A 24,260-nucleotide genomic window follows, 5' to 3' on the forward strand; every position below is an offset into this window, starting at 1 on the left:
GATGGACCACGATTCAGAACCCGCCATCCCCGCGTACGAGCCAGCGGATGTCGACCTGACCGACTCGTCGCTGTATCTCAACCGTGAATTGAGTGCGCTCGCGTTCCAGCGGCGCGTGCTCCACGAGGCGCTGGACGAACGGAATCCGCTGTTGGAACGGGTCCGGTTCCTCGCTATCGTCACTCGCAATCTCGACGAATTCACGATGAAACGCATCGGCGGCCTCAAACAGCAGATAGAAGCCGACGTGACCGAGACGGCCCCAGACGGTCGAACGCCCGAGGAGCAGTTGGCGGCGGTCCACGGGACCCTGCGGCCGATGCTAGCGACGCAGGCCCGCTGTTACCGCGACGCGATTCGTCCCGCGCTTGCTGCGGAAGGTATCGAGATTCTCGACTACGACGACGCTGCTGCCGCGGAACAGTCTGAACTGCGAACCTACTTTGAGGAGTCTGTGTTGCCGACCCTGACACCGCTTTCGTTCGACCCGGCACATCCGTTCCCGTTTATTTCTAATCGGTCGCTCTCGCTCGCTGTTCTCACCCGGCATCCGAACGCCGAGGACCCGACGTTCACCCGAATCAAGATTCCGCCGAACAGGCCGCGGTTGGTCCAACTCGGGGACGATACTCGATACGTACTGCTTGAGGAGGTCATCCGTGCGAACCTTGATCTACTGTTACCGAACGTCGAAATCGTCGACACGGCCCTGTTCCGACTGACCCGCAACGCGGAGGTCCGACGTAATCAGGAGATTGCCGAGGACCTCATTGACATGGTCGAAGACGTCCTCGAACAGCGGCGATTCGCGTCGGTAGTCAGAATGGAACTCTCTCCCGACGCCGACTCCCGTATTCGCTCGACGCTCGCGACACAGCTCGGTCTCGACGAGCGCGAGATATACGACCTCCCGGGTCCGCTGGATTACCGGGATTTCGCGGAGTTGACCGACCTTGACCGACCGGACCTCTCGCTGGACGAGTGGACGCCACAGCCACACCCCCGTCTCAACGGTCACCGACAGCAGTCGTTCGGGAGGCCGGATACGACGGACCCGAGTGTCTTCCGGCGCATTCAGGACGGAGACATCTTGCTGCATCACCCGTACCACGACTTCACGGACACCGTCCAGCGGTTTCTCTCAGCAGCAGCCGAAGACCCGGACGTTCTGGCGGTGAAAGCGGCTATCTACCGGACTGCAAGCGACTCACAGATTATCCAGTCGCTGATAACAGCCGCGGAAAACGGGAAACAGGTGGCGGTGATGGTCGAACTGAAGGCCCGCTTCGACGAGCAGAACAATCTCGAATGGGTTCGGAAACTGGAGGAAAACGGTATCCACGTCGCCTACGGAACGGTGGGGCTGAAGACCCATACGAAGACGGCGCTAGTCGTTCGGGAGGAAGACGACGGCGTCGAACTGTACTCCCACATCGGCACGGGGAACTATCACTCCGAGACGGCGAAGGGATACGTCGACCTCGGACTGTTGACCGCCGACCGTGACATCGGCCGCGACCTGACCAAGGTGTTCAATTTCTTCACCGGGCCGTCGCTGGACGAGGAGTTCCGCGAACTCCTCATCGCACCGGTGACCATGCGCAAGGAGTTCACCCGGTGCATCCGTCGGGAAGCACAGCACGCACAGGCCGGTCGGCCTGCCCGCATTGTCGCAAAAATCAACGGACTCGAAGACCCCGGTATCGTCGCCGAACTGTACCGCGCATCGATGGCAGGCGTCGACATCGACCTCATCGTCCGCGATATCTGTCGCCTCCGACCCGGACTGGAAGACATCAGCGAAAACATCTCGGTGTACTCGCTCGTCGGCCGCTTTCTAGAGCATTCCCGTATCTTCTACTTCGAGAACGGCGCACGGGGCGACCCCGCTACCGAAGACGACTGGGGCGACCCCGAGTACTACATCGGTAGCGCCGACTGGATGACTCGCAACCTCGATTACCGGGTCGAAGCAGTCACACCCGTGACAAGCCCCAAAATCCAGCGCCAACTCCGTTTCACCCTCGACCTCCTCCTCTCGGACAACCGCAAGCTCTGGGAGATGGACAGCGACGGCGAGTACCACCAGCGGTATCCGGACGACGGCGAGCGCGTGATCAGCGCACAGGACATCCTGATGCGAGAAGCGCTAAAAGCCGGTCGCTCTGAGAACCTCATTACAGGTATCCCCGGTGACTATCCGATAGCCGGTGATCTCTGTATCGCAGGCGAGAGCACCCGGCAGGCGGCGGCAGATACCGCTGAGGGTAACCCAACTGAAGTCACAGATGGTGGGGAGACCGACGAGGTACTTTCGACGTACGGCGACCGGTGGTACGTCCCGGACAGCGTCGTGTACAACTACGCTGTTCGAACACCCGATGGAGAGCGGCGCTACCTCAAAACCAAAGCTGGCGTCACTGATCTCCTCGAACGACTGTATAGCGATACGGAATAGCTATTCGGCTATACTATTTCTCAGTTTCTTTTCGGCTCAGTAACTGCGTTGCCCCATCAATATGGGACCGCTTCACACAAAATGTGTTTTAATCCTTCACGAGGCCTATGAGCATGGCCTATCGAGTGTCCCGATGTAACTATGGACTTACAGGAATTCGTCCGCTCCAACGCCCCCGCAGACGGTGGCGATGGGTTCCAGAAAGAGAACAACAGGCTACTTGACATCCCACTCGATGGGACTGTGATGGTCAAAGCCGGGTCGATGGTCGCGTACACCGGCGAGGTCACGTTCACTGGCAAATCCTCGGTGGAAGGCGGTATCACGGGCTTCGTCAAGGAGGCCGTGAGCGGCGAAGGGACGCCAGTCATGGAGGCCGAAGGGAGCGGCCACCTCTACGTGGCCGAGAACGGCAAGAAGGTACAGGTGCTGGCCCTCGATGACGGAGAATCGATATCGGTCAACGGCACTGACGTGCTCGCGTTCGAATCAACTATCGACTACGAAATCAACACTGTCGGCAGTCTCTCTGGCATGGCTGCCGGCGGCCTGACGAACGTCTACCTCACCGGCCCCGGCGAAGTCGCGCTGACGACACACGGCGACCCGCTGGTGATGACGCCGCCGGTGTTCACCGACCCGGACGCGACCGTTGCGTGGAGTTCGAACCTCTCGCCGTCTATCGAGATGAACAAGACCTTCGAAATCGGCCAGACCTCTGGGGAATCGATCCAGATGGAGTTTACCGGTGACGAGGGCTTTGTCGTCATCCAGCAAAACGAGGAAGGGTCTGTCACGCAGAGCCAGAGCTAATCGCCGCCGAGTTACCGCGTCGAAGACACCGAGCGCTTGCGGAGCCGTCCCCGAACGAACGGACGGATTGGCGTTATGCCCAGATTGAGTCGCTCGATTTCGACGACATCGAATGACTGGTCAGCGACGAGCCGTGTCCCCGTCTGTCGGGTCAGATGGCACCCGCCGGCGAGTCGTTTCCAGAGCGGTGCGAGCGCCGACTGTAGCCGGGCGCGCCAGCCGTCGTCGATGACGTGCTCGAAGAAACGCAGTTCGCCGCCGGGTTTGAGGACGCGGGTGATTTCACTCATCGCGGATTCAATGTCCGGAATCGTGCAGAACACCATCGACGTGATGACGACGTCGAAGGTGTCCTCGTAGTACGGGAGGGCTTCGGCCGGTGACGACTCGATATGAATCGGCGTGGCCTGCGTGTTCGCCTGCTCCGCTGCCTGCCGCCGCATATGCGGGTCCGGCTCGATAGCGTGAAACTCGGTCGAGGCGGTCGCAACGCTCTCAAAATACGGAAACATCGCGCCGGTTCCAGCGCCGAGATCCAGCACCGTTCCATCCAGATTCGCTACCAGATACTCACGATGTGGTCGCAAGAGCGTCCGCTCGATGAGCGCCGTCGCCGGGTCATATATCGCCGCAAATAACGGTGCTGAAGGTTCCTGACTGGGGTTCGGTTCAGGGGACACGCCAGTAGTACCGATGGCTCCCCTGAAAGCATTGGGTCATCTGAAGGGTGTCACACGCGCTCGTCACTCATTGCTGTCAGTCCCCGTCTGCCGACATCTCGATGCCTGCCTCGTCAATGTCGACTTTGGTTTCGGTGAGGTCGCTGTCTCGCCACGTCCCACGTCGATACCAGCCGTACGCGATAATCGCTCCCGCGACATTCGAGACGGCGAACGATATCCAGATTCCGGTTTCGCCGAACGGCACAGCGGCGAACCACGCAATCGGGAAGCGGATAACGCCGAGCATCAACACCGATATCGCTGCGGCGGTGAGCGTCTTTCCGGCACCACGGAAGCTCCCGGTGTAGGCCCGCATGATGCCGATGAATCCGAAGGAAAGCGCGACGTAGCGGAGGAACTGCGTCGTGATTTCGACGACTTCGGGGTCCGTCGTGAACAGGTCGGCTATCGGTGCGGCGGTGAACCAGACGAGCACGCCAGCCAGGGAGAGCACGCCGAACAGGACCGTCGCTGCAAGGCCAGCTGCCTTCGCTGCCCGGTCCGGCCTGTCGGCCCCCATGTTCTGGCCAGTCATCGTCTCAACGCCACGCGCAACTGCGATGGCCGGCAGGAAGACGACCGAGAACACGCGCGTTCCGATGCCGTAGGCGGCGACGACCGTATCTGGGAACATTGCAACGATGACCAGCAGCAGGTTCATCGACAGCGCACGGCCCGTCCCTTCGATGGAGGCAGGCAGGCCGATGCGAACGAGACGGCGGAGATACGACAGGTCTGGGGCCATATCGCGGAGGTGAATCTGGACGCCGCGGTTCCCTCGGAACATAATTGCCAGCCCGACGACCAGCGCCAGCGCCCGCGAAAAGACGGTCGCGATGGCAGCCCCTTCGATGCCGAGTTCGGGGAACGAGATGGTCCCGACGAGCGGTGCGTTCTCGACGACCGTCCAGCCGAAGATCAGGAACGGGTCGATGATGATGTTGAGGACGACCGAGCCGAACATGACGAGCATCGGCGTTATCGTGTCACCGTAGCCCCGCATCAGCGCGACGAAGACGAAGAAGCCGAACATGAACAGCAGGCCGAGCGAGATGACCTCCATGTAACTGGTCGCCATGGGGAGAACGTCTTCGGACGCGCCCATCAGGCTGAGGAACGTATCGACGCCGAGATAGCCCACGATGCCGAGACCAAACGAGACGATGACGGCGAACGTTACCGTCTGGGACGCAGCGTACTCGGCTTCGCGCTCCTCGCCTGCGCCGGTAAACTGTGCGACGAGGACGCTACCGGCGACGGATATCCCCATCCCGAGCGAGATGAGGAGGAACACCATCGGGAACGCGAAGCTGATTGCAGCCAGCGCGTCCGTGCTGTACTGGCCGAGCCAGAACGTGTCCGCGAGGTTGTACGCGGTCTGGAAGAGATTCGTGATGACGATCGGCATCGAGAGGAAAAACAGCGGCTTCCCGATGCCACCCGACGTGAGGTCGAATTCCTCGGGGCCTTTGAACAGCGAACGAACGCGACTTCGAATCCCCATCAGCGGGTCGCCTCCGCTGGCGTGTCCGTCAGGAGATGGGTCTCAGCGTATCGCGTAATCGTCTCGTTGAATCGGTCTATCGAACGGTCTGTGGCGACGTGTCGGGTATGGGCACCTGTAATCGCCGTCACGAGAAACTCCGCTGCGACGGCCGGCTCGACCCTGCTATCGAACTCCCCGGTTTCGACGCCGGCCGCGATGATTTCCCGCAGCCGGTCGAAGAGCACGGCATCGAACCTGGGCAGCTGTGTCCGGAAGGCGTCGTTGTACGGGGCCTGTGCCTTTATTTCGAGTATCGCCGTTCTGAACTCCTGACCGGGCGTCTGTCGCTCATCAGTGAGAACGGTGTCCAACAGCGAATCGAGTTCTTCCCGCGGTGTACTCCCGTCGACGCCCGTTATTTTTGCAGTGTATCGTTCGTACAAGAAGTCCAGAAACTCGGCAAAGAGGTTCTCTTTGCTGTCGTAGTAGTAGTGAATAGACGCTTTGCTCCGGTCCGCCTCGGCAGCGATGTCTTTGACCGTGAGTGCGGCGTACCCGTGCTGGCAGAGGGCGCGGTACGTCGCCGCAAGAATTTCGGTAGCTGTATCGTCATCCATAACGGCTGTGACAAAACTTACTAACTGGTTAGTCAAAAACGCTTTGAACCCCACAAACTAAATTATAAACGATACATAGGCCGAATCAAGCACCGAAAGACTAACTAACCAATAATCTGACTGAGCAATAGTATCGGGGTCACAACCGTTATCCAACCATGGTCGAAACCGTTACGCAATGGCTGGACCATCGGACCGCACCTTCTCGGACCAGACCGAGGAGATAATGCAGGCGACCTACCGGGCGTTGCGCGAGCACGGGTACGCTGACCTCACGATACAACGGATCGCGGACGAGTACGGCAAATCGACGGCTGCAGTGCACTACTACTACGACACGAAAGACGACCTTCTTGCGGCCTTTCTCGATTATTTGCTGGAGCGGTTCGTCGATTCGATTCACGATGTCGAGACAACGGACCCTGAAGCACGGCTGAACCTCCTGCTCGACGAACTGCTTGTCAAACCGCAGGAAAACCCCGACCTCTCGGTCGCTCTGCTAGAGATGCGGAGTCAAGCCCCGTACAAGGAGGCGTTCAGCGACCGGTTCCGACAGAATGACGAGTACGTCCGGTATATGCTCAAGGCAGTCATCAACCACGGGATCGACGAGGGCGTATTTACTGACGTCGACGCGGAGCACGTTACCCGTTCGCTGCTGACGATCATCGACGGTGCCCGGACTCGAGCCGTGATGCTAGACGACACTGAGGAACTCGAAACGGCCCGACAGACGGCAAGTGAGTACGCCGACGCGATGTTACAGTAGTAGCCCACCGGCCAGCCGCCCTGTAGCTGTCCCACAGCGTCCCGACTGTTGTTAGCTGGAACCCTCGGTCACACCGCGAATAATCTCACGACCAGAGGGCAATCAGCGCGATAACGACTGGAACACCTGTGAGTACAACAATAACGAACTTCCCGAATACCATCCACATCCCGGCAATATGGATACCGGCAATTAAGAGATTGAACAGGAACAGTACCATATCACCTGCGCCGCTGTTCTGGAGGGGAGCAGCTAGCACTGCGAGCGAGACTATCTCAGTGTCTAGCTGCATACTCTCAAAAAACGACGACGTATCGTCACGACGGTACCGAACTCTGCTGCTGCAAACGCACAGCTACCCGTTTCGGCCCGTTTGAACAGCCGACGGGTTGCCTACGAGTCCACAGCATCGCCGCCTGCAACACTCTGTTCTGCAGGCGGCTGAATGGTCAGGTGGTCCCGCATCGATTCGATGAGGGACGCCGGCAATCGAATATCGCCGTCGGAATCCCGTTCAACGCCAAATATCTCTTGAATGTCGCTGTTGATGACAATCGTCTGGAGTTCTCCCGTAGTTGTATTGATCGTAATGTTTTGTAGTGTGCCGACTTCGCGGCCATCGGTACTCACGACCCGGACGTTGGAGAGCTGGTTTGCGAGGACCGTTCGCATACTAGTCAATCATACCGAAATTATCATAAAATTACTGCATTTCTCACAACTCTCTGCGCCCTCTCCCCTCTTACTGCAAGATCATTGCCTACGTGGATGCCACGAATACTGTCGCCACTGAACCATCGTCACAGATATTACCGTTTATATCGCAGCGAATTCGCCGCCTCACCGATCAGATCAGCATTACCGAATTCAACGCGGTTTTAACCTATCGCTGGTGCTTTTTCAGTCCCGGTGTAACCGCTACCCGTATGCCAGCGAATGGCCCTCCACTTGCGATGCGGTACTGTTGGCAGCATCGCTCTCAAACGCACGCACAGTCGCCCGCACCACGGGAGGTGGTTCTGTGAGCGTCCGGTCGGTGGCGCTAGCCGCGGTGCTTATCGCCGCGGCAGCGACGGGTCCGGGGCTTGCTGCCGCGGAGCAGCAGGCCACGGTCTCAGAGGATAGCTTCCCGCTGCACGCTGACGAACAACAGGTGGTCACTGGGGAGACCACACTGGAACCCGGGACAGAGATGACGGTCAGAATCAAGTCAGCCAACGCGTCGAACCCGTTCCTTTCTCAAAGGCAGGTCAGAGTGCAACCCAATGGGACGTTCGTCGCCCAGTTCGATATGTCGCACATGCCAGCGAACATATCCTACGAACTGTCCGCTCATGTCGACGGCGACACGCTGTTTGAACGTACTGAGACCATCGCCCCGTGTGACGGCGACTGTACTGATACGGTACCGGAGACAGCGACCCCGAAGCAGACTGACGACGGCGAAAACACTGTCACGGTCTCCCAGGGCGACACCGCCGAAATACCGGTCTCTATGACTGACGGAGGGACCAAAACGCTCTCTGTTGGAAGCGAGGCGACCAACTACCGGATCAACGCGACCGTCAGTGACGACGACAGCGACGGCGAGGTGCTGGTCCTCTTTGACACTGCGGTCGCCGGCACTGAGGGGGCGACGCTTCGCGTGGCAGACGATGGTGACTCGCTGACCGTGACCGAGTCGGAGCCGGACCTCCCGTCGACCCTTGACCCCGCCGCGTACCCGTACCGCGTGTTCGATGGGCAGTCGACTGACGGGACACCGACTGTCGGCCGGCTTATCATCGAAGCTAATGGGACAGCAAACGAGCAGTTCGAGGTCGAAGAATCGGCCGACTTCGGGCTGGAAGAACCAGTCGTCAAAGGGCGGCAAGGAGAGACTGCTCGAATCCATGTCGTCCTTGCGACCGCTGACGCGGCCACCATCTCTATCGGGAGCCCGGAAATCAACTACGAGATCAATGCGACCGTCCGTGACGGGAACGGCGATGCCCGTGTCGCTCTCCTGTTTGACACCACGGCGGCCGGCCACGACGAACCGACCCTCGAAACCGCTGCGGATGCCGATGCCGTGGCGGTTGAATCCGGCTCGGAGGTCGCCCTCGATTCGCAACTTGACGCGGGCACCTACGACTTGTCGCTGTACCGTGGGACTGAGATGGATGGCCGGCCCGACACGGTCGGCACGTTGCTCATCACAGATGGGAACACCACATCTACAGACGCGTCTTCCGACGGCGTCGATTCAGTTACCGGCGAAACATCGGCTCCACAGCAGTCACAGGCTGGTGACTTGGGGATCAGTGCTGGTGCTCTCGCTGTCGGCGGCATCCTCGCTATCGTTGGCGTGGGGATCTGCCTTCGGTCCGTCATGAACTGATCCCAAGACAGTCGTCTCGAAACACGGTTTTTGAACCCATCTCGAAAGTTTCTAAAGTGGCATCCACTGTCAGAGGCCTGCTCTCACTGGTGTACCCACGACCGCGGCCTCGGGGCTAGATCGGTGAGCCGTGCGTTTTTGCCCGGAAACCGGTCACGGTTGAACTGTCGTTTTTTGTACTGTCTCGCGGACAGTCACTCGCCAGTCAGTAGCGCAGCGAGACCGAGAACGGTGAGGCAGAGACAAAAAAACAGCACGCCCGGCTCGACGACTTCGAAAACGAACCACGCGAGTGTGCTGGTGCCACTGACGGGCCCGGTCTGTGGACTCGCAGGAGCTAAGACCCCGGCTCCGGCGGTTGCGTCTGCCAGTCGCTTTGCACCCCACTGAACGAAGAGACTCGCAAACCCAATCAGCCCGACCCCAGTAACAACATCGGTCATCGACTGTTGGATACGCGGCGCCAGGTCGCGGTCGCCGACCAGCACAATCGGGTCGCTGGCGGGACCGTACACGGTCATCTCGTTACCTTTCGAGGAGTACACCGTTTCGACCGGTTCGATGAGTTCCGCATCCTTGAGATTCGAGATGTGGTAGTGGACGTTCTGGACCGACGTGTCACACCGGTCCGCTATCTCGGATGGCGTTCCAGGCTCGTCGTACAGCGTGCGGAACAGCGACCGGCTGGTGTCCGACGCGAGCGCGTCGAACACGTCGTCGGTTTCGTTCTCTGCAACACCGAGTACCCGCGGTGATTCGTCTGCTGTCCCGGTCCGCTCCTGTATCGTTTCGATCGGGCTCGACATGGCGTCACTGTCGGATATATGATACGGGACTCCTCAAAGGTCTGTGGCTGGCTTAAAACGAGTTTTAACCATCAGTACGGTTCTGTGCTGCCCGGGCCGCGCGGACCGGTTCGACCGCCCCGTGACCGGTCGCGTTGTCGAGTCCCGGCCGTCCCACGTCCCTCGCAGTCTGTTCCAGCAGGTGCTCGGTTTCGTGGGGGGACAGCGACTCGTTTGCGTCCAGCAGCAGGGCCGCGGTGCCACCGACGTAGGGGACTGCGGCCGAAGACCCGACGAAGCCGTCAGGTGCGGCGGCGGCGAACTGCCTGTCCGGAGCCACGATGTCGACGCCGACCCGGTTATCGGCTGTCGGCCCACGCGAACTGAACGGTTCGAGCTGGTCGACACGGCTGTTGTACGCCCCGACAGTAATCACTTTACGGGCCGTCCCCGGAGCGACGATGCTGTTTCGAGCCGCCGTGTGCTGGAGGTCGTGCGTCGGAGACACGAGCCGTAACCGTGCGCCAGTCGGCGACGCTGGCCCGCGAATCACGAGATAGTAGTCGCCTGGTTTGACGTCGGCAACGATACGCTCGTTTGGCACGTCGTCGCCGCGGTAGGGCTGTGAGCGAGCGACGAGGCGGGAGTCGGTTCCATTTGTCCAGTGCAGTTCGACTGTGTACTGCTCGTCTGCGTATGCTCGTTCCCATGAGAGCCAGACCGTGATTTCGGTCCCACCTCTGATGTAATTCTGCCTGCTCCCGTTGGTAAACGCGACTGTCCGATTCTGGACGGTATCAGTGGTGTACTGCCCTGACCAGTGGGATTGTGCGAGATTACCAGCTGGGGCGATGAACACTGACCCACGCTCTGTCGCCTGTGTTGCGCTGCGGGCGACTGGCCCGGTTCCATCGCCTGGCTGCCCGTAGAAGGAAACGGGTGCGACGATCACGTCGATATCCTCTCGGACCAGCCAGTCGACTGCCTGTTGATAACTGTCGATGCTGTCAACCCGGGCGAGATACAGGTCAGCATCCGGTGCGGTCCGTGACACCACGGCGGCCGTTGCAGTCCCGTGAGCCTCGTGGGTATTGTGCACGGAACCAATCCCGAAGCTCCGTGTTTTGACGACTTGGCCGGCAATCGTTTTCGATTCCGTGTCGAATCCGGTCGGATCGACAATGCCGACCGTGACGTTCGAACCTGTGACTCCGGCCGCGTGGAGCCGTGCGAATCGGCCAGCTGCTCCGTCTGACACCGATACTGACGCGTCATCGGCCCTGTCCGGGCGGGAATCTGTCGGACCTGCCACCGCGAGCGTCGCGATGCTTCCAGTGAGTGACGCGATCGCGATGACGGCTAGCAGCAATACAGTCCGATCACGCACCCCTGACCACCTGCCGCGATAATACCGCCGGTCCGGGGGGCGCGGGTCTTGCAGTGAACACTGGTTGGGTACCGAGCACCGTACCGAGATGCTTGGCTACTCGGTGAGACACATTGCAGAGCATGTCGGCTGTGAAAACCGATACACGCACATCGACATAACAACAGCATAGCCGGCGGACACGTCGTTTCATCGTTACTTTCGGTCTGTGTGGTGTGGGACCCAACTGTAGTGCCAACGCACTGTGAATTGAGCGGCCGACAACGGGGAAGGCGGGCTGTACCCGTTGTCGTGTGGATATCCGGGCTGGGATGGAGTCCGGTTCGTGGAAACCGGCGGCACACGGGGAGGGCGCTGGCAGCCGGGACCTGTTACAGGCGGTCACCGGCATTTGACTCGTTGGACGGGAGCATAGTAAAGCTACCAGAGACTAAAAACTAGTTTTAAACGTCAGGTCGCGTGGTTGGCCACAACCCACATATTGGGCACTCGTCGTCAACAGAGTTGCACCGGAGTGTGAGATGGAAGATAATTTTGGGTCGGCCATCGGATTCCGACTGGATGTTGCGCCCTGACATTGGCCTGCCGAGATTCAGCGGCGGGCCGCTGGTTCCCGTTGCAACGTACCTCCTGGTGATTGTGGTCCTCTCCGGACTGATGACCATCTCCCCCGGCGCATCCCCGCCACCCGTCCTGGGAATGATCTGGGGTGTCTTCCTCGTTGCACTCACGGCTGGTGCGCTCAGAATCGAGACCGTCTCACTGCGCTCGCTACTCCCGCCTGTTCGCACACTGGTTCCCGTGATTGAGGTGGTCACCGCGTTCTGGGGACTGTACAACCTTGTTGCGGTCGCCCTCGCTATGGGTGGCATCTCTGGGTTCGAAGTCTCGCTGTCGAGAACCGCTGCCCACCCGCTGTTGTATCTCGCGGCACTTTTCAGTTCGCTGCTGTTCACTGCCATCCCGGAAGAACTTCTCTTCCGTACGTACCTGCAACAGAAAGTCACGAGGCTGGCCGGTGGGACAACTCGGCGGGCGGTGCTGTCTGGCATCGCTCTCGTTGCGGTCCTGTTCGCCCTCTTTCACCTGCCGCGGTGGTTTCTCGCTTCAGGGCACGGCGTTAGCTCCGCACTTGCGGCCAGACTCTTCGGATTGACGCTTATGGGGCTTGCTTACGGGAGCGTCTATGCGCTGACTGGCAACCTCTGGCTCGTCGCCCTGTTCCATGCATCAATGAATCATCCGCCGGTCATCGTATCGGTGAGCATCCCGTCCGAGCTACATCTGGTGGTCAGTGTGCTCGAATACACTGTCATGGTTTCGCTGGTCTACCTGACTGTCCGTCTGTCACGACGGCTCACCCCTTACCGGGTCACGGCGGGAGATATCTGCCTCGACCGAGAAGTAGGACGTGTCGGGGGTTCCGGGCTTGCTGCGTACGTTCTTCCCGTCTGCAGGTGCGGAGCAGCCCCAGACTGCTCTGCCAGTAGCTGTCTCTGGGTTGTTCATTATAGTTAATTAGTTATAAGTGACAGCTATTCTATGTGGTATATGGTTGTGTTAGACAATGTCAATGAACGCTGTTGTGTATAAGGGACCGAAAGAAGTGGCTGTCGAAGAAGTCGATGAACCAGAAATAGAGCACCCGAACGACGTACTTATCGACATCACGACGTCGTGCATCTGTGGGTCCGACCTCCATATGTACGAGGGGCGGACGGCAGCGGAACCCGGTATCGTGTTTGGACACGAGAACATGGGCATCGTCACCGAAGTCGGGGAGGCCGTCTCCTCGTTGGAGGAAGGCGACCGCGTCGTTGCGCCGTTCAACGTTGCCTGTGGCTTCTGTGAGAACTGCGAGGCTGGATACACCGGCTTCTGTACGAACGTCAATCCTGGCTTCGCCGGCGGAGCCTACGGGTACGTCGCCATGGGGCCATACAAGGGCGGGCAGGCCGAGAAGCTCCGTATTCCCTACGCAGACTTCAACGCGCTCAAACTCCCGGATGGGGATGAGCACGAGGACGCCTTTTCGCTGCTGGCGGACATCTTCCCGACAGGCTGGCACGGGACAGAACTCGCAAACCTCGAACCGGGCGACTCCGTCGCCATCTACGGGGCCGGTCCGGTCGGGCTGATGGCCGCTTACAGCGCGAAAATCAAGGGCGCAGCGGAGATTTACTCCGTAGACCGCGTTCCGAGCCGGCTCGAACTCGCGGAAGAACACTGCGACGCGACGCCAATCAACTTCGAGGACGGCAATCCGGTCGAGCAGATCAAAGCGCAACACGGCGGTGGCGTCGACAAGGGCGTAGACGCTGTTGGCTATCAGGCCATCGACCCGGATAAGGAAGCTGACGACGCGTACGACCCGGCGCGAGAGAACCCGGCCGTCGTCATCAACAACCTCATCCGAACGGTGAAACCGACCGGCGAACTGGGGATTCCAGGGCTCTACGTTCCAGAGGACCCGGGCGCGCCGGACGACATGGCCGCGCAGGGCCGCCTCGGTATCGACTTCGGACTGCTCTTCGAGAAGGGGCAGGCGCTCGGGACTGGCCAGTGTAACGTCAAGTCCTACAACCGGGAACTACGTGACCTGATTGTCGAGGGTCGCGCCGACCCTAGCTGGGTCGTCTCTCACCGGGTCGGGCTTGAAGAGGCTCCCGAGATGTACGAGGCCTTCGACAACAGAGAAGAAGGTGTCACCAAGGTCCTGCTGGAGCCCTGACACCAGAACACCAGCCCATTTTTCGGCGATAGCTATACATCCTGCTACCCGGTATGGACAGCTATGTGTCAGTACTGTAGCTACCGGTTCCACGACGGCTGGACGCAGCTACTGTCCTATGATGATGTCTATCAGGCCGCGATGGGCGGCGACTCCGAGTCCACCTACGGGTTCCACGAGTCGTGGGACGAACTTCGCGAGGAAGTGGGCTACGGCGCAACCTGACTCACCCTTCCCGCGGGAACGGGTCACTGGCAAACGTCTCCGTTCGCTCTTTGTCCGTAGCCAGACAGTCGTCAAGTTCACCGATGAGTGCATCCCCGTCCATCTCCTGCCCGATGAAGACGAGCCGCGTGGACGGGTCGTCGTTGCCCCACTCGCCGATGGGTCCCGCCTGAACAGACGGGCCGGCCTGACTCACGCCCAGCACCGTCTCGGGCCTGCTGGCGACCCACGCAAACCCCTTCGCGCGGACGATAGCACCGTCCCAGTCGTCGAGCCAGTCATTGAACCGAACAGGGTGAAACGGCGTGTCTCGCCGATAGATGAGCGACTCGACGCCGTGTGCCGCTGCAGCCGACATCTCGTCGTCGTGTTCGTGGTTGGCATGGTCTTCTGCCCCGGCTAACGCCTGTTTCCAGCCCTGTCGTCGCTTGGCGTCCTCAAAATCAAAGCGTCCAGTCCCGAGTACGTCGCTAGGGTCGACTTCGCTGTACGTGGTTCGATGGATGGCTGCTCGAGGTTGGAGCGCCTTAACCGCGGCTTCTACGGCGTCCAGCGCGTCCGCGGGGACCATGTCACATTTGTTCAGGAGGAGTACGTCGCAGAACTCTATCTGGTCGATCAGGACCTCGGTGAGCGGGCGTTCGGGGCCGGGGGCGGCCTCCGGAAGCGATTCCTCGGGGTCGAACGCCTTCCAGAATCCGTAGGCGTCGACAACTGAAACCGTTGTATCTAGATGCAGTCCGTCGGGCGGGTCGCCCCCGTCCGGGCCGACTGTCAGCGTTCTGGCGATGGGAATCGGTTCGCTGATACCGGAGGCTTCGACGATGAGATAGTCAAACGTCCGCTCCTCGGCAAGTCGCGTCACCTCGGTGACGAGGTCGTCCTGCAGTCGGCAACAGATACACCCGTTCGAGAGGTCCACGACGCCCTCTTCTCCCGACTCTGCCTCGTCCGCGAGAAGCTCGGCGTCAACATTTATTTCCCCCATATCGTTGACGACGACGGCGATTCGCCTGCCTCCGGGCTCGCTTAACAACCTGTTTACCAGTGTTGTCTTCCCCGCGCCGAGTGGCCCGCTGATGACCGTCATTGGAACCGAGTCCGAGCTATCGGTAGCCATGCTATCACAACACACGTGTCAACACGTTTTAAAGCCGTGTCCGGGTGCCAACTGGAGACGCAAGCCAGCACTTTGACTGTCACACCCGCTGAGCGAATGGCTTTATTTCGCCCCGACCAGAGATGCGACCATGGAACTGGAGACGGAGGCGTGGACTGATATGACCGAGGTCGAGACGGACCTTGCGCTGCTCCCCGTCGGAAGTACGGAACAACACGGGCCACACGCGCCGCTCGGAACGGATACACTCGACGCCGAAGTGGTCGCCGAACACGGTGCTGAGCGCCACGACGACCCCGTCGTCGTCGCACCGGCAGTCCCCGTCGGCGTCGCCGAGGAGCATCGGGCCTTTTCAGGGACGCTGTGGACCTCCGAATCGACGTTTCGGTCCTACGTCCGCGACATCGTCCGGAGCCTCGCCAGCCACGGCTGGGACCACGTGGTGCTGGTCAACGGCCACGGCGGCAACATCGACGCGTTGCGGGAAGTCGCGGGCACGATAACCCGCCACGACGAGGCCTTTGCTGTCCCGTTCACCTGGTTCAACGCGGTCGGAGACCACAGTGCCGATATGGGCCACGGTGGGCCGCTGGAAACCTCGCTGCTCCAGCATACGAACCCAGAGACAGTCCACGAGGACCGGCTTGATGAGGCCGCAGACGGTGGCAGCGACGGCTGGGGAGAGTGGCAGAGCGGCGTCAACCTCGCGTTCGATTCCGACGAATTTACCCAGAACGGCGTCGTCGGCGACCCGCGCGAGGGGAGCGCCGAACGTGGGGAGATGCTACTGGACCTGGCAACCGAGTCGCTCGTCGCCCTCCTCGATGAAATCGCGGATCGGCCGGTCGGACCGCGTGAGTAAGCGGTGAAGAAAAACACAGATAGCTGCTATTGAAACCACGCTAGTTGGTTCCTTCTCAACATAGTTCACACCTACTCTCTTAGTAAGAAAAATTCGCTTGTGTAAATGCGGGATAAATAATTATCAACGCTAACGGGCAGTGGTAAATAGTCCGCAAATATGTCTGTATATTCGGTGATTGTCTGAGGCGGTCACGATACCATTCACGATCCCGCATACTGATCAAAAGCGGATGTGCCGACTCAGTCGTCGCCTGTCCCTCGCTTCCGGATCTGTTTTCCGCCGGCGTCCGGCGTCCGTAGCACCGTCTCGTCCGTCTCCGGGCCCAGCACTTCCACGCGAACACTCGACACTTTGTACTCAGGAATGCCGGCGGTCGGGTCGAACGTCTCGCCGGTGAGTTTGTTGACCGCACCAGCCGCGAAGTGCATCGGGATGAACAGCGTCCCCGGGCCGACGCGGTCGGTGACCTGTGCCTTGACGACGATATCGCCCCGCCGGGACTCGACGCGGACGTACTCGCCGTCGGCGATGCCGAGCTTCTCGGCCGTCTCGGGATGTACTTCGACGAAGCTCTCGCCGACGTGGCTCATCAGCCCCTCGACACGGCGGGTAATCTGTCCTGTGTGCCAGTGATACAGCACGCGCCCGGAGGTAAGCGTCAGCGGGAACTCCTCGTCGGGAATCTCGCCGGGGTGTCCGCCGTCGGCAGGAACGAAGCGGGCCTTCCCGTCCTCGAAGTTGAAGTTCCCCTCGTCGTAGTCATAGAGGTACGGCGTGCCATCGTGGTCCTCGTCCCAGCAAGGCCACTGCAGGCCATGTTCTTCGCCGGATTCGAGCCGGTCGTACGTGACGCCGCCGTAGATGGGCGCGAGCGAGTTGATTTCGTCCATGACCTCCCGCGGGTGGTCGTAGTCCCAGTCGTAGCCCAGCCGACGGGCCAGCGCTTGCGTGATTTCCCAGTCCTGACGGGCCTTGCCCGGCGGCTCAGACGTGGGTCGAACCCGCTGGATGCGTCGCTCCGTATTGGTGAACGTGCCGTGTTTCTCCGGCGACGTGGCCGCAGGGAGCACCACGTCGGCGTACTCCGCCGTTTCGGTCATGAAGATGTCCTGCACGACGAGGAACTCTAGGTCTTCCAGGGCCTCGGCGGCGTGCTGGATGTCGGGTTCTGAGAGCGCCGGGTTCTCGCCGACGACGTACATCCCGCGGAGGTTCCCCGCGTGAGCCTCGGCGAGCATCTCTGGTACTTTGAGTCCGGGCTCCTTGGGCGGGCGCTCGCCCCACGCGTCGGCGAACTTCTCGCCGACCTCGTCGTCGGCTGGGTTCTGATAGCCCGGCAAGCTCCCCGGAAGCGTCCCCATGTCGCCACCGCCGCCCTGCACGTTGTTCTGGCCGCGGAACGGCGAGAGGCCGGCTCCCGGCTTGCCGACCTGCCCGAGGACGAGCGCGAGGTCGGCCATCGCGATGAGGTTTTCCGTGCCGTGGCTCTGCTGGGTCATCCCCATCGCCCAGCCAAAGACGACCGTGTCGGCCTCGGCGAGCGTCTCGGCAGCCGAGGCGAGTTCTTCAGGCGATACGCCTGCCAGTTCCTTGACTTTCTCGGGCGTGAACGCCTGAACCTTCTCCCTGACCTCCTCGAAGTTCTTCGTGTTGCGCTCGATGAACGCCTCGTCGTGGAGGTCGTGCTCGATGATGTACCGAATCAGGCCGTTGAGCCAAGCCACGTCGTAGCCGGGGTTGGTCCGGGTGTACTGGTCGGCGTGTTCGGCGATACCGACTTTCCGCGGGTCGAACACGACGAGGTCGGCCCCGTCTCGGACGTTCTGCTTGATTCGCGTGGCGAGCACCGGATGGGACTCCGTCGTGTTGGAGCCGCTGATGAGGTAGGCGTCGGCCTCGCCGATGTCCTCGTTGATACGGTTGGTCATCGCGCCGTAGCCAAGCGTTTGCTGGAGTGCCGCCACCGTTGAGGAGTGACACAGCCGCGCGCAGTTGTCGATGTTCTTCGTGCCAAGCACCTGCCGGGCGAACTTCTGGACGAGGTATGCCTCCTCGTTACTGCCCTTCGAAGAGGCGAGACAGCCAAGCGAGTCGATGCCGTGGGCGTCCTGAATCTCGGTGAAGCGCTCGGCGACATACTCAAGCGCCTCGTCCCAGGTCGTCGGTTCGAGTTCGCCGTCGTCGTTGCGGATGAGCGGTTCGGTGACCCGTTGCTCGCTGTTGGCGAACTCGTGGCCGAACTTCCCTTTTACGCAAGTCGAAAAGTTGTTCGCGGGCGCGTCGTCGGGGTCGTCGACCGGAACGACGCCGAGCGAGTCCCCGTCTTTGCCCCACATCTCGAACCGGCAGCCGACGGCACAGAACCCGCAGGTCGTCTCCTCTTTGTCGATTTTCGAGAGCCGGTAGTCGCTGACTATGTCGGCGATGTCGAACAGCCGGCCCTCGGGCATCGTGTTCGCCGCGATGCTCTCGGCGGTGTGTTCGCCGGCGAGAAACGCCTTCTTGCCGTAGTCCTTGGCGATGTCGCCGGCCCGGCGTTTTGCTTGCGAGGCGAATTTGGCGAGACCTTGCTTGCTCTTCGCCGCTCTCGGGTCGCCGGGCTCGAACCCGCGGTTGGGAGCGGTAGTATCATCGATGGTCTCAGCGTCCTCGTGTTCGATGACCTTCCCGATCGAGTTCCGCTGTGTAAAGCCCGGCAGCGGGAGCGTCGCCGCGCCGTCGATACCCTTCTCGGTCAGCGAGCCGGTGGGGCAGACGGTAGCGCAGTGGCCACAGGAGACACATTCGGAGTCGTGCATCGTCTCGGCGTCGGACTGGAAACCGATGCGAGTGTCCTCGCCGTGACCTTCGATACGGAGGACGCCTTCGACCTGCACGTCGTTGCAGGCATCGACACACCGGTTACAGAGGATACACTTATTCCGGTCGATTTGGATGAACGAGGAGGTGTCGTCGATGGGTTCGTACTGGTCGCGCTCGTCGAAAACGCCGTAGCGGGGGTGGTCGACACCCTCGCTGATGGCGGCGTCCTGCAGTTCACAGCGGCCGTTGCCGTTGCAGGTGGTACACCGGAGGTTGTGGTTTGAGAGGACGAGGTCGAGGTTGACGCTGCGGGCTTCCTCGGCGTCGGGCGTGTCCGTTGACACAGACAGCCCGTCTTCGGCGGGGAACGAACACGACGGGACGAGACCGTGTTCCTCGGTCTCGACCATGCAGGTGCGACACTCGCTGCGCGGGCCGACCTCGTCGCTGCAGTCCCCGTCGCGGTCGTAGTAACACAGGGCCGGAACATCGGCGTCGTCTTCGACGCCCTCCGCACCGGGGTCGACACTGACGATATCGTCGTCGAGGTCCTGCAGAGCGTCGATGATGGTCGACCCCGGGGCGACCGTGACCCGCTCGCCGTCGACGGTAAGCGTCGTCGGGTCGTCTGTGTCGGTTCCCACGTCGGGGTCGTTGGCGGTGCCGGTCTCGAACTCGTGAGTGACTGGCGTCTCAGGCTGTGGGTCGTGTAGGTCCGGAACTCGTGGAATCGATTTGTCTGTGCTCATAGCTTCTCCGTACAGGTGCCGCTGGGACAGTGTCCGTCAGTGTGAGCGCGGAACTCGGGCTCGAACTCGTCGATAGCTGTGGTCACTGGCCGCGGCGCGTGCGCGCCGGTCTGACAGTTACTCGACTGGCGCATCACCCGGGACAATTCGCGTATCTTGTCGTTCTCGAACGAGCCGTCGTATATGTCGCGCAGCAGTTCAGCGAGCTGCTTCGTTCCCTCACGGCCGGGCACACACCGGCCGCTGTTCTCCATCGATGCGAACCGCGCCCGCTTCCCAACCGTTTCAACGGTACATCGACCGGTGTCGAACAGTTCGACGACCCCATTGGTTCCGAGCCCGGCAGCCCGGAGCGACTGTGCGGTCGGTGCCATATCAAGACTGCGCGTGACACCGCCGAGGACGCCGCCAACACAGGCCATTTTGAACGACCCGTCCATCTCGACCGCCTTGCGAACCGCTGCGAGGCTTGCGCTCGACCTGAGTTCGACTGTCGCCGAGTCCGCAACGTCGCCGGCGACCGCTACGATTCGCGTCCCGGGGTCTGCCGCGTCAGCGTCGACGCTACCGGGGTCGGCGACGGCCTGCTGGACTTGCGCAAACGTCCGCGGTGTGTGGACGACTGTTGGGCGGCCGTACAGGCCCCGTTTGGCCGGTGATGGCGGCTGGAGCCGCGGCTCGATGCGGTCGGCCCCTTCCAGTGCTTCGAGCGCCGCCGTGGGCTCGCCGGCGCGGAATTCGTCCGGGCCGGCTACCAACTGTGGAACGACAGGGAGGGTGTCGGCGGCTGCGTCGATTGCCTCGCGGAGGTCTGCTTGCACGTCCGTCTGCGACTCGTTTACATAGACGACAGCGTCGCCAGCGTCCACGTACTCGGCGACCGCCGCAATCCCGTCGAGGACTGCCATCGGTGCGCCGGACAGCAGAGTGTCGTCGCCCGTCGGGAGGTCGCTGGCGTCGTTGGCGTTACAGACGACCACTGGGTCACCGTCGGTTTCGCTGGCTGTTTCCCATGTATCGGCGACCGGTTCGTCAGCGGCGGCGTCCCCGCGACCGCGGCCCAGCAGCCCGGCTCCCGCTGCAACGTCGGCGGTCCGTTGGGTCGAGACGAACGACCAGTCGGCCGGCGAAAGCGGGGCGACCCAGCCACAGGGGCCCAGTACGTTGCGGCGGCCGACTGAGAGCGGGCCACGCTCCGGGGCGGGGAGCGACGCCGTTTCGGGGTCGTGCTCGACGACAGCGTCCGCATCGGCTGTCGGTACTGTCCCCGCTTCCAGTTCGTCGATGAGGTCACGGACGGTCGCCGGTGACGGGTCGCTGTAGAAGGCTGTCCGTTCGCTACGTGTAACCATCACTAGCGGTGTGGCTGCTGTGATGCCCGTCGGTCCCGTCCTGACGACCGGTGTCGAGTCCGCCGTCGTCCGCGCCGCGGAGAGGACCCGGTCCCCGTTCTGTGACCGGCCGTCCGTCGACACCCGGACGGCGGTCGAATGAGCGAGGGCCGTGGTTTCCCGTGTCATACTCTGTGCCTCGTGTTGAACGATTAAAAACCCCAGCCGAGCGGTCCCGGGACCACTGGTTGCAGTGGCGTCATCGACCCACACAACATATCACTTGCTTACACAATAATGGGACAGCGCTGGCCGAGTCGTTCCGCTGAAACAATGAGGCAGCGGGACGTTACCCCCAATCGAAATCATGAACCCACGGTTCGAGGAAGTCAAGACGGAGGCGTCAGCCGCGATAACCGAGGCCGACCTGCGCTCGGTGTACACCGGCATTATCCACGAGGACGGCCGCCACGAGTACTATTTCGGTAACGACACCGAGGAGGCGGCCGAACTCCGCGAGGCAGCGGCCATACAGCTCGGAATGTTACTTCGCGTCCTCGCGGACCGCTCGGACAGTAGCGTCGACGAACTGACGACGCTCGCCGCAGAGCGAGCAGAACAGATGGAGTTGCGATAAGATACGGAACGGCCGCGCTCGCTACTCGGTGGTCGCGATAGCTTCGATTTCGACCGCTGCACCTTTCGGGACCGCACCAACGCCGACGGCGCTCCGCGCCGGTGGCTCCGATTCGAAAAACTCGCTGTAGGCCTCGTTGAACGAGTCGAAGTCGTCGATGTCGTCGAGATAGACGGTTGTCTTGAGTACGTCGTCCAGCGAGAGGTCTTCTGACTCCAGAATCGCCGCGACATTGTGAAGACACTGCCGCGTCTGGTCGGCGACTGGCTCGTCGTCGAGGAGTTCGCCGTCTGTCGTTAGCGGGAGCTGTCCGGCGGTGATGAGGAGGTCGCCGTTCGACGTTGCCTGACTGTACGCGCCGACCGCGGCCGGTGCTTCGTCGGTACTGACTACGCGCTTCATATCCGGCCGTACCTGCCCCCATCTCATAAACCCCTGCTGTGACGGGGGACACTCACACAACGTTCTCGAAAGCCAACCAGTTGTGTCCAGTCACTGATTGATGACGACAATCGCTATCAGCGCCAGACCGATGCCGGCGGCTTTCGTCAACGTCATGGACTCCCCGAACGCGATAACGCCGATGACTGCGGCAGTGATGAAGTACATCCCGCCGATGGTGGACACGATCGACGTGGGCCCCACAGTCACGCCGACGAACGTCGAGACCACGCCGACGGCCGCCGCGACGCCCGCCGCGCCGGCAAACATCATCCCCCGGTTCGTGACGACGAACGATGCGTCTGAGACAACGACGTATATCCCGGTGACGACCGTTGCAGCGGCGTAGGACACGAACGCCGCGGTCTCCGGGTCCATTGTACTTGACGCGACGTTGCCAAACGCTATCCAGAACCCCCAGGCTATCATCGTTCCCAGTCCGAACAGGACGGCGGCGTTCATCTGTCCGCCCTCCAGATGAGTCGGCTCCAACTCTCTCTAAGCGTCCTTGGCGAACGGCGACACCCATGCTCGTGCAATCGACGCATTGATTTGGTCGTATGTGGCCCGCTGACTTGAGTTCGGTGCCCGCTCGCCGCGTGTTTTTTATATTGACTCCGACAAAAGTATGCTAATGGCTAACGTCCCAGAAGACTCGTCGGACCGGACGCTGGAGGACGTGTTCTATCCGGCTGACAGAGTCCCGTTCGTCGAGTGGGACGAGCTATCCGGCGCAAAACCGACGGTCGTCCTGACCGGGACGGTCGCGCTGCTGGCGTTCGTGACCGGCCTTTCGAATCTGAGTCAGGCGTCGCTTGCACTTAATGGCCCGCTGACCGCCGTCGTCGACCTTCCGCTACCGTTCGTCAGGTTCGGTGGGGTGTTGTTCGCGTTCGTCCTCGGCATCGTGACGGTCGGGCTCCAGCGGCGCAAACAACTCGCGTGGCGCGTGGCGGCCGTCGTGCTTCTCGGTCTGGTAGTACTGCCGCTTACCACGTTTCAGCCAACTGATATCCCGTTGTTGTTGCTGACGCTGGTCACGTACCCGCTGCTGGTCCGCAACCGTCACCGGTTCGACCAGTCTCTTGACCTCTCGCCGATTCAGATCGCATCGCTGTCGGCGATTTTTGGCGTCGTTCTTTACGGGACCGTGGGTGCCTACGGACTGCGAGGCCAGTTCCTTGAACTCGACAGTTGGGGCGACGCCGTGTACTACGTCGTCGTCACAATCGCGACGGTTGGTTACGGCGATATCACACCTGTGACAGCGGAAGCACGGTGGTTCTCGCTCTCAATCATCCTGTTCGGAACCGGCGCGTTCACCGTCGCCGTAGGCGCGCTCATTGGCCCCGCTATCGAATCCAGAATGGCGACAGCGTTCGGAGTCATGACAGCATCAGAACTCACACTCCTCGAGGACCACGTCGTGGTTCTTGGGTACGGAGACGTTACGGCATCGCTGCTTGAGGAACTGGGCGACGAGACGGAGGTTGTGGTTGTTACCCCCGATGAGGAGACGGTCGCGTCGCTGCAGGGCGAGGGCGTGAATCTGCTCACCGGTGATCCCACCGATGAGGATGTCCTCAGGGACGCACGCGTCGGGACCGCAAGCGGTGTTGTGGTGGGGAGTAACGACGATGCCCGCGACGTGCTTGCGGTCATCGCGACGAAGAACGTCAATCCTGACATCCGCACAGTCGCAGCGGCGACTGCCGAGAAACACGTCGAGAAGTTCCGCGCGGTCGGGGCGGACGAAGTTATCAACCCCCGTTCTATCGGCGGACGGCTTCTGGGAAAGTCGGTGTTGGGCCGTAAGTCGAGCGAACCACTACTGGACGGAATCGTTGCGGATGACGGGGAGAGCGGAGACACCACAGAGTAACGATCCCGATGCTCGCCAGCGACGGTGTCGACCGGCTTGCATCGCGCTGTGGGATAGTAA

21 protein-coding genes and 1 pseudogene are annotated in these 24,260 nt (G+C 61.2%); 10 read left to right on the forward strand and 12 right to left on the reverse strand.

Annotated features, from left to right (window positions below; genetic code table 11):
• Position 1 precedes the first annotated feature (1 nt).
• Together ppk1 and RR_RS03630 are read left to right on the forward strand one after the other, a co-directional pair.
• Positions 2-2,458 (forward strand): polyphosphate kinase 1, encoded by a 2,457-nt coding sequence (gene ppk1 / locus RR_RS03625; RefSeq protein ID WP_011222703.1) that lies wholly within the window; start codon positions 2-4, stop codon positions 2,456-2,458.
• Between the two features lie 141 nt (positions 2,459-2,599).
• The gene (locus tag RR_RS03630; RefSeq protein ID WP_011222704.1) at positions 2,600-3,271 is read left to right on the forward strand and encodes an AIM24 family protein; all 672 of its coding nucleotides are present in this window, start codon (positions 2,600-2,602) and stop codon (positions 3,269-3,271) included.
• 11 nt (positions 3,272-3,282) lie between these two features.
• Here the strand turns inward: RR_RS03630 and RR_RS03635 are convergent, their stop codons facing one another.
• The 3 genes from RR_RS03635 to RR_RS03645 form a co-directional block, all read right to left on the reverse strand.
• Positions 3,283-3,951, reverse strand: coding sequence for a class I SAM-dependent methyltransferase (locus tag RR_RS03635; protein ID WP_171814225.1), 669 nt, complete (start codon positions 3,949-3,951; stop codon positions 3,283-3,285).
• 76 nt (positions 3,952-4,027) lie between these two features.
• Positions 4,028-5,497 carry an MATE family efflux transporter gene (locus tag RR_RS03640; protein WP_011222706.1) on the reverse strand — a complete coding sequence of 490 codons (1,470 nt, stop codon included), beginning with the start codon at positions 5,495-5,497 and terminating at the stop codon, positions 4,028-4,030.
• Complete coding sequence (locus tag RR_RS03645; RefSeq protein WP_011222707.1) at positions 5,497-6,096, reverse strand: TetR/AcrR family transcriptional regulator; 600 nt, start codon at positions 6,094-6,096, stop codon at positions 5,497-5,499. Before RR_RS03645 ends, RR_RS03640 begins: the two co-directional genes overlap by 1 nt.
• A 178-nt stretch (positions 6,097-6,274) precedes the next feature.
• Here RR_RS03645 and RR_RS03650 point away from each other — a divergent pair, with 178 nt between their 5' ends.
• Positions 6,275-6,865: a TetR family transcriptional regulator C-terminal domain-containing protein gene (locus tag RR_RS03650; protein ID WP_004966015.1), complete on the forward strand. Its 591-nt coding sequence runs from the start codon at positions 6,275-6,277 to the stop codon at positions 6,863-6,865.
• Between the two features lie 85 nt (positions 6,866-6,950).
• On the opposite strand, the gene RR_RS03655 is transcribed toward RR_RS03650, so the two are convergent.
• Together RR_RS03655 and RR_RS03660 are read right to left on the reverse strand one after the other, a co-directional pair.
• Positions 6,951-7,157: a hypothetical protein gene (locus RR_RS03655; RefSeq protein WP_011222708.1), complete on the reverse strand. Its 207-nt coding sequence runs from the start codon at positions 7,155-7,157 to the stop codon at positions 6,951-6,953.
• Between the two features lie 101 nt (positions 7,158-7,258).
• Positions 7,259-7,537, reverse strand: coding sequence for a PRC-barrel domain-containing protein (locus RR_RS03660; protein WP_004966013.1), 279 nt, complete (start codon positions 7,535-7,537; stop codon positions 7,259-7,261).
• Positions 7,538-7,886: 349 nt separating this feature from the next.
• Between RR_RS03660 and RR_RS03665 the strand changes: the two genes are divergently transcribed.
• Positions 7,887-9,245, forward strand: a complete 1,359-nt coding sequence (locus RR_RS03665; RefSeq protein ID WP_004966012.1) for a BGTF surface domain-containing protein — start codon at positions 7,887-7,889, stop codon at positions 9,243-9,245.
• Between the two features lie 194 nt (positions 9,246-9,439).
• On the opposite strand, the gene RR_RS03670 is transcribed toward RR_RS03665, so the two are convergent.
• Positions 9,440-10,051, reverse strand: coding sequence for an ArsR/SmtB family transcription factor (locus RR_RS03670; RefSeq protein WP_011222710.1), 612 nt, complete (start codon positions 10,049-10,051; stop codon positions 9,440-9,442).
• 64 nt (positions 10,052-10,115) lie between these two features.
• The gene (locus RR_RS03675) at positions 10,116-11,417 is read right to left on the reverse strand and encodes a S8 family serine peptidase (RefSeq protein WP_049938593.1); all 1,302 of its coding nucleotides are present in this window, start codon (positions 11,415-11,417) and stop codon (positions 10,116-10,118) included.
• A gap of 561 nt (positions 11,418-11,978) precedes the next feature.
• Between RR_RS03675 and RR_RS03680 the strand changes: the two are divergent.
• From RR_RS03680 to RR_RS22240, 3 genes and pseudogenes are all read left to right on the forward strand, one after another.
• Positions 11,979-12,825, forward strand: a pseudogene (locus RR_RS03680) (type II CAAX prenyl endopeptidase Rce1 family protein).
• Between the two features lie 165 nt (positions 12,826-12,990).
• A complete protein-coding gene (locus tag RR_RS03685; protein WP_007190574.1) occupies positions 12,991-14,148 on the forward strand; it encodes a glutathione-independent formaldehyde dehydrogenase in 1,158 nt (385 codons plus the stop codon).
• A 63-nt stretch (positions 14,149-14,211) separates the two neighbouring features.
• A complete protein-coding gene (locus tag RR_RS22240) occupies positions 14,212-14,373 on the forward strand; it encodes a hypothetical protein (protein ID WP_004966007.1) in 162 nt (53 codons plus the stop codon).
• A gap of 1 nt (position 14,374) precedes the next feature.
• Here RR_RS22240 and RR_RS03690 read toward each other — a convergent pair whose 3' ends face one another.
• Entirely contained in the window at positions 14,375-15,493 is a 1,119-nt protein-coding gene (locus tag RR_RS03690; RefSeq protein WP_011222713.1) for a CobW family GTP-binding protein, read from the reverse strand.
• 130 nt (positions 15,494-15,623) lie between these two features.
• On the opposite strand from RR_RS03690, the gene RR_RS03695 reads away from it, so the two are divergent.
• Entirely contained in the window at positions 15,624-16,355 is a 732-nt protein-coding gene (locus RR_RS03695) for a creatininase family protein (RefSeq protein ID WP_011222714.1), read from the forward strand.
• Positions 16,356-16,597: 242 nt separating this feature from the next.
• Here the strand turns inward: RR_RS03695 and fdhF are convergent, their stop codons facing one another.
• Complete coding sequence (gene fdhF, locus RR_RS03700; protein WP_011222715.1) at positions 16,598-19,909, reverse strand: formate dehydrogenase subunit alpha; 3,312 nt, start codon at positions 19,907-19,909, stop codon at positions 16,598-16,600.
• The gene (locus tag RR_RS03705) at positions 19,906-21,429 is read right to left on the reverse strand and encodes an NADH-ubiquinone oxidoreductase-F iron-sulfur binding region domain-containing protein (protein ID WP_011222716.1); all 1,524 of its coding nucleotides are present in this window, start codon (positions 21,427-21,429) and stop codon (positions 19,906-19,908) included. The genes fdhF and RR_RS03705 overlap by 4 nt, the downstream gene beginning before the upstream one ends.
• 178 nt (positions 21,430-21,607) lie before the next feature.
• Between RR_RS03705 and RR_RS03710 the strand changes: the two genes are divergently transcribed.
• Entirely contained in the window at positions 21,608-21,877 is a 270-nt protein-coding gene (locus RR_RS03710) for a hypothetical protein (protein ID WP_011222717.1), read from the forward strand.
• 21 nt (positions 21,878-21,898) lie between these two features.
• On the opposite strand, the gene RR_RS03715 is transcribed toward RR_RS03710, so the two are convergent.
• Both RR_RS03715 and RR_RS03720 read right to left on the reverse strand, forming a co-directional pair.
• Positions 21,899-22,279: a Rid family detoxifying hydrolase gene (locus RR_RS03715; protein ID WP_007190568.1), complete on the reverse strand. Its 381-nt coding sequence runs from the start codon at positions 22,277-22,279 to the stop codon at positions 21,899-21,901.
• A gap of 90 nt (positions 22,280-22,369) precedes the next feature.
• The gene (locus RR_RS03720; protein WP_004966000.1) at positions 22,370-22,780 is read right to left on the reverse strand and encodes an EamA family transporter; all 411 of its coding nucleotides are present in this window, start codon (positions 22,778-22,780) and stop codon (positions 22,370-22,372) included.
• Positions 22,781-22,952: 172 nt separating this feature from the next.
• Between RR_RS03720 and RR_RS03725 the strand changes: the two genes are divergently transcribed.
• Positions 22,953-24,200: an NAD-binding protein gene (locus RR_RS03725; RefSeq protein WP_049938597.1), complete on the forward strand. Its 1,248-nt coding sequence runs from the start codon at positions 22,953-22,955 to the stop codon at positions 24,198-24,200.
• The last annotated feature ends 60 nt before the right edge of the window (positions 24,201-24,260 follow it).

Origin of the sequence: Haloarcula marismortui ATCC 43049 (assembly GCF_000011085.1) — an archaeon.
Lineage (GTDB): Archaea > Halobacteriota > Halobacteria > Halobacteriales > Haloarculaceae > Haloarcula > Haloarcula marismortui.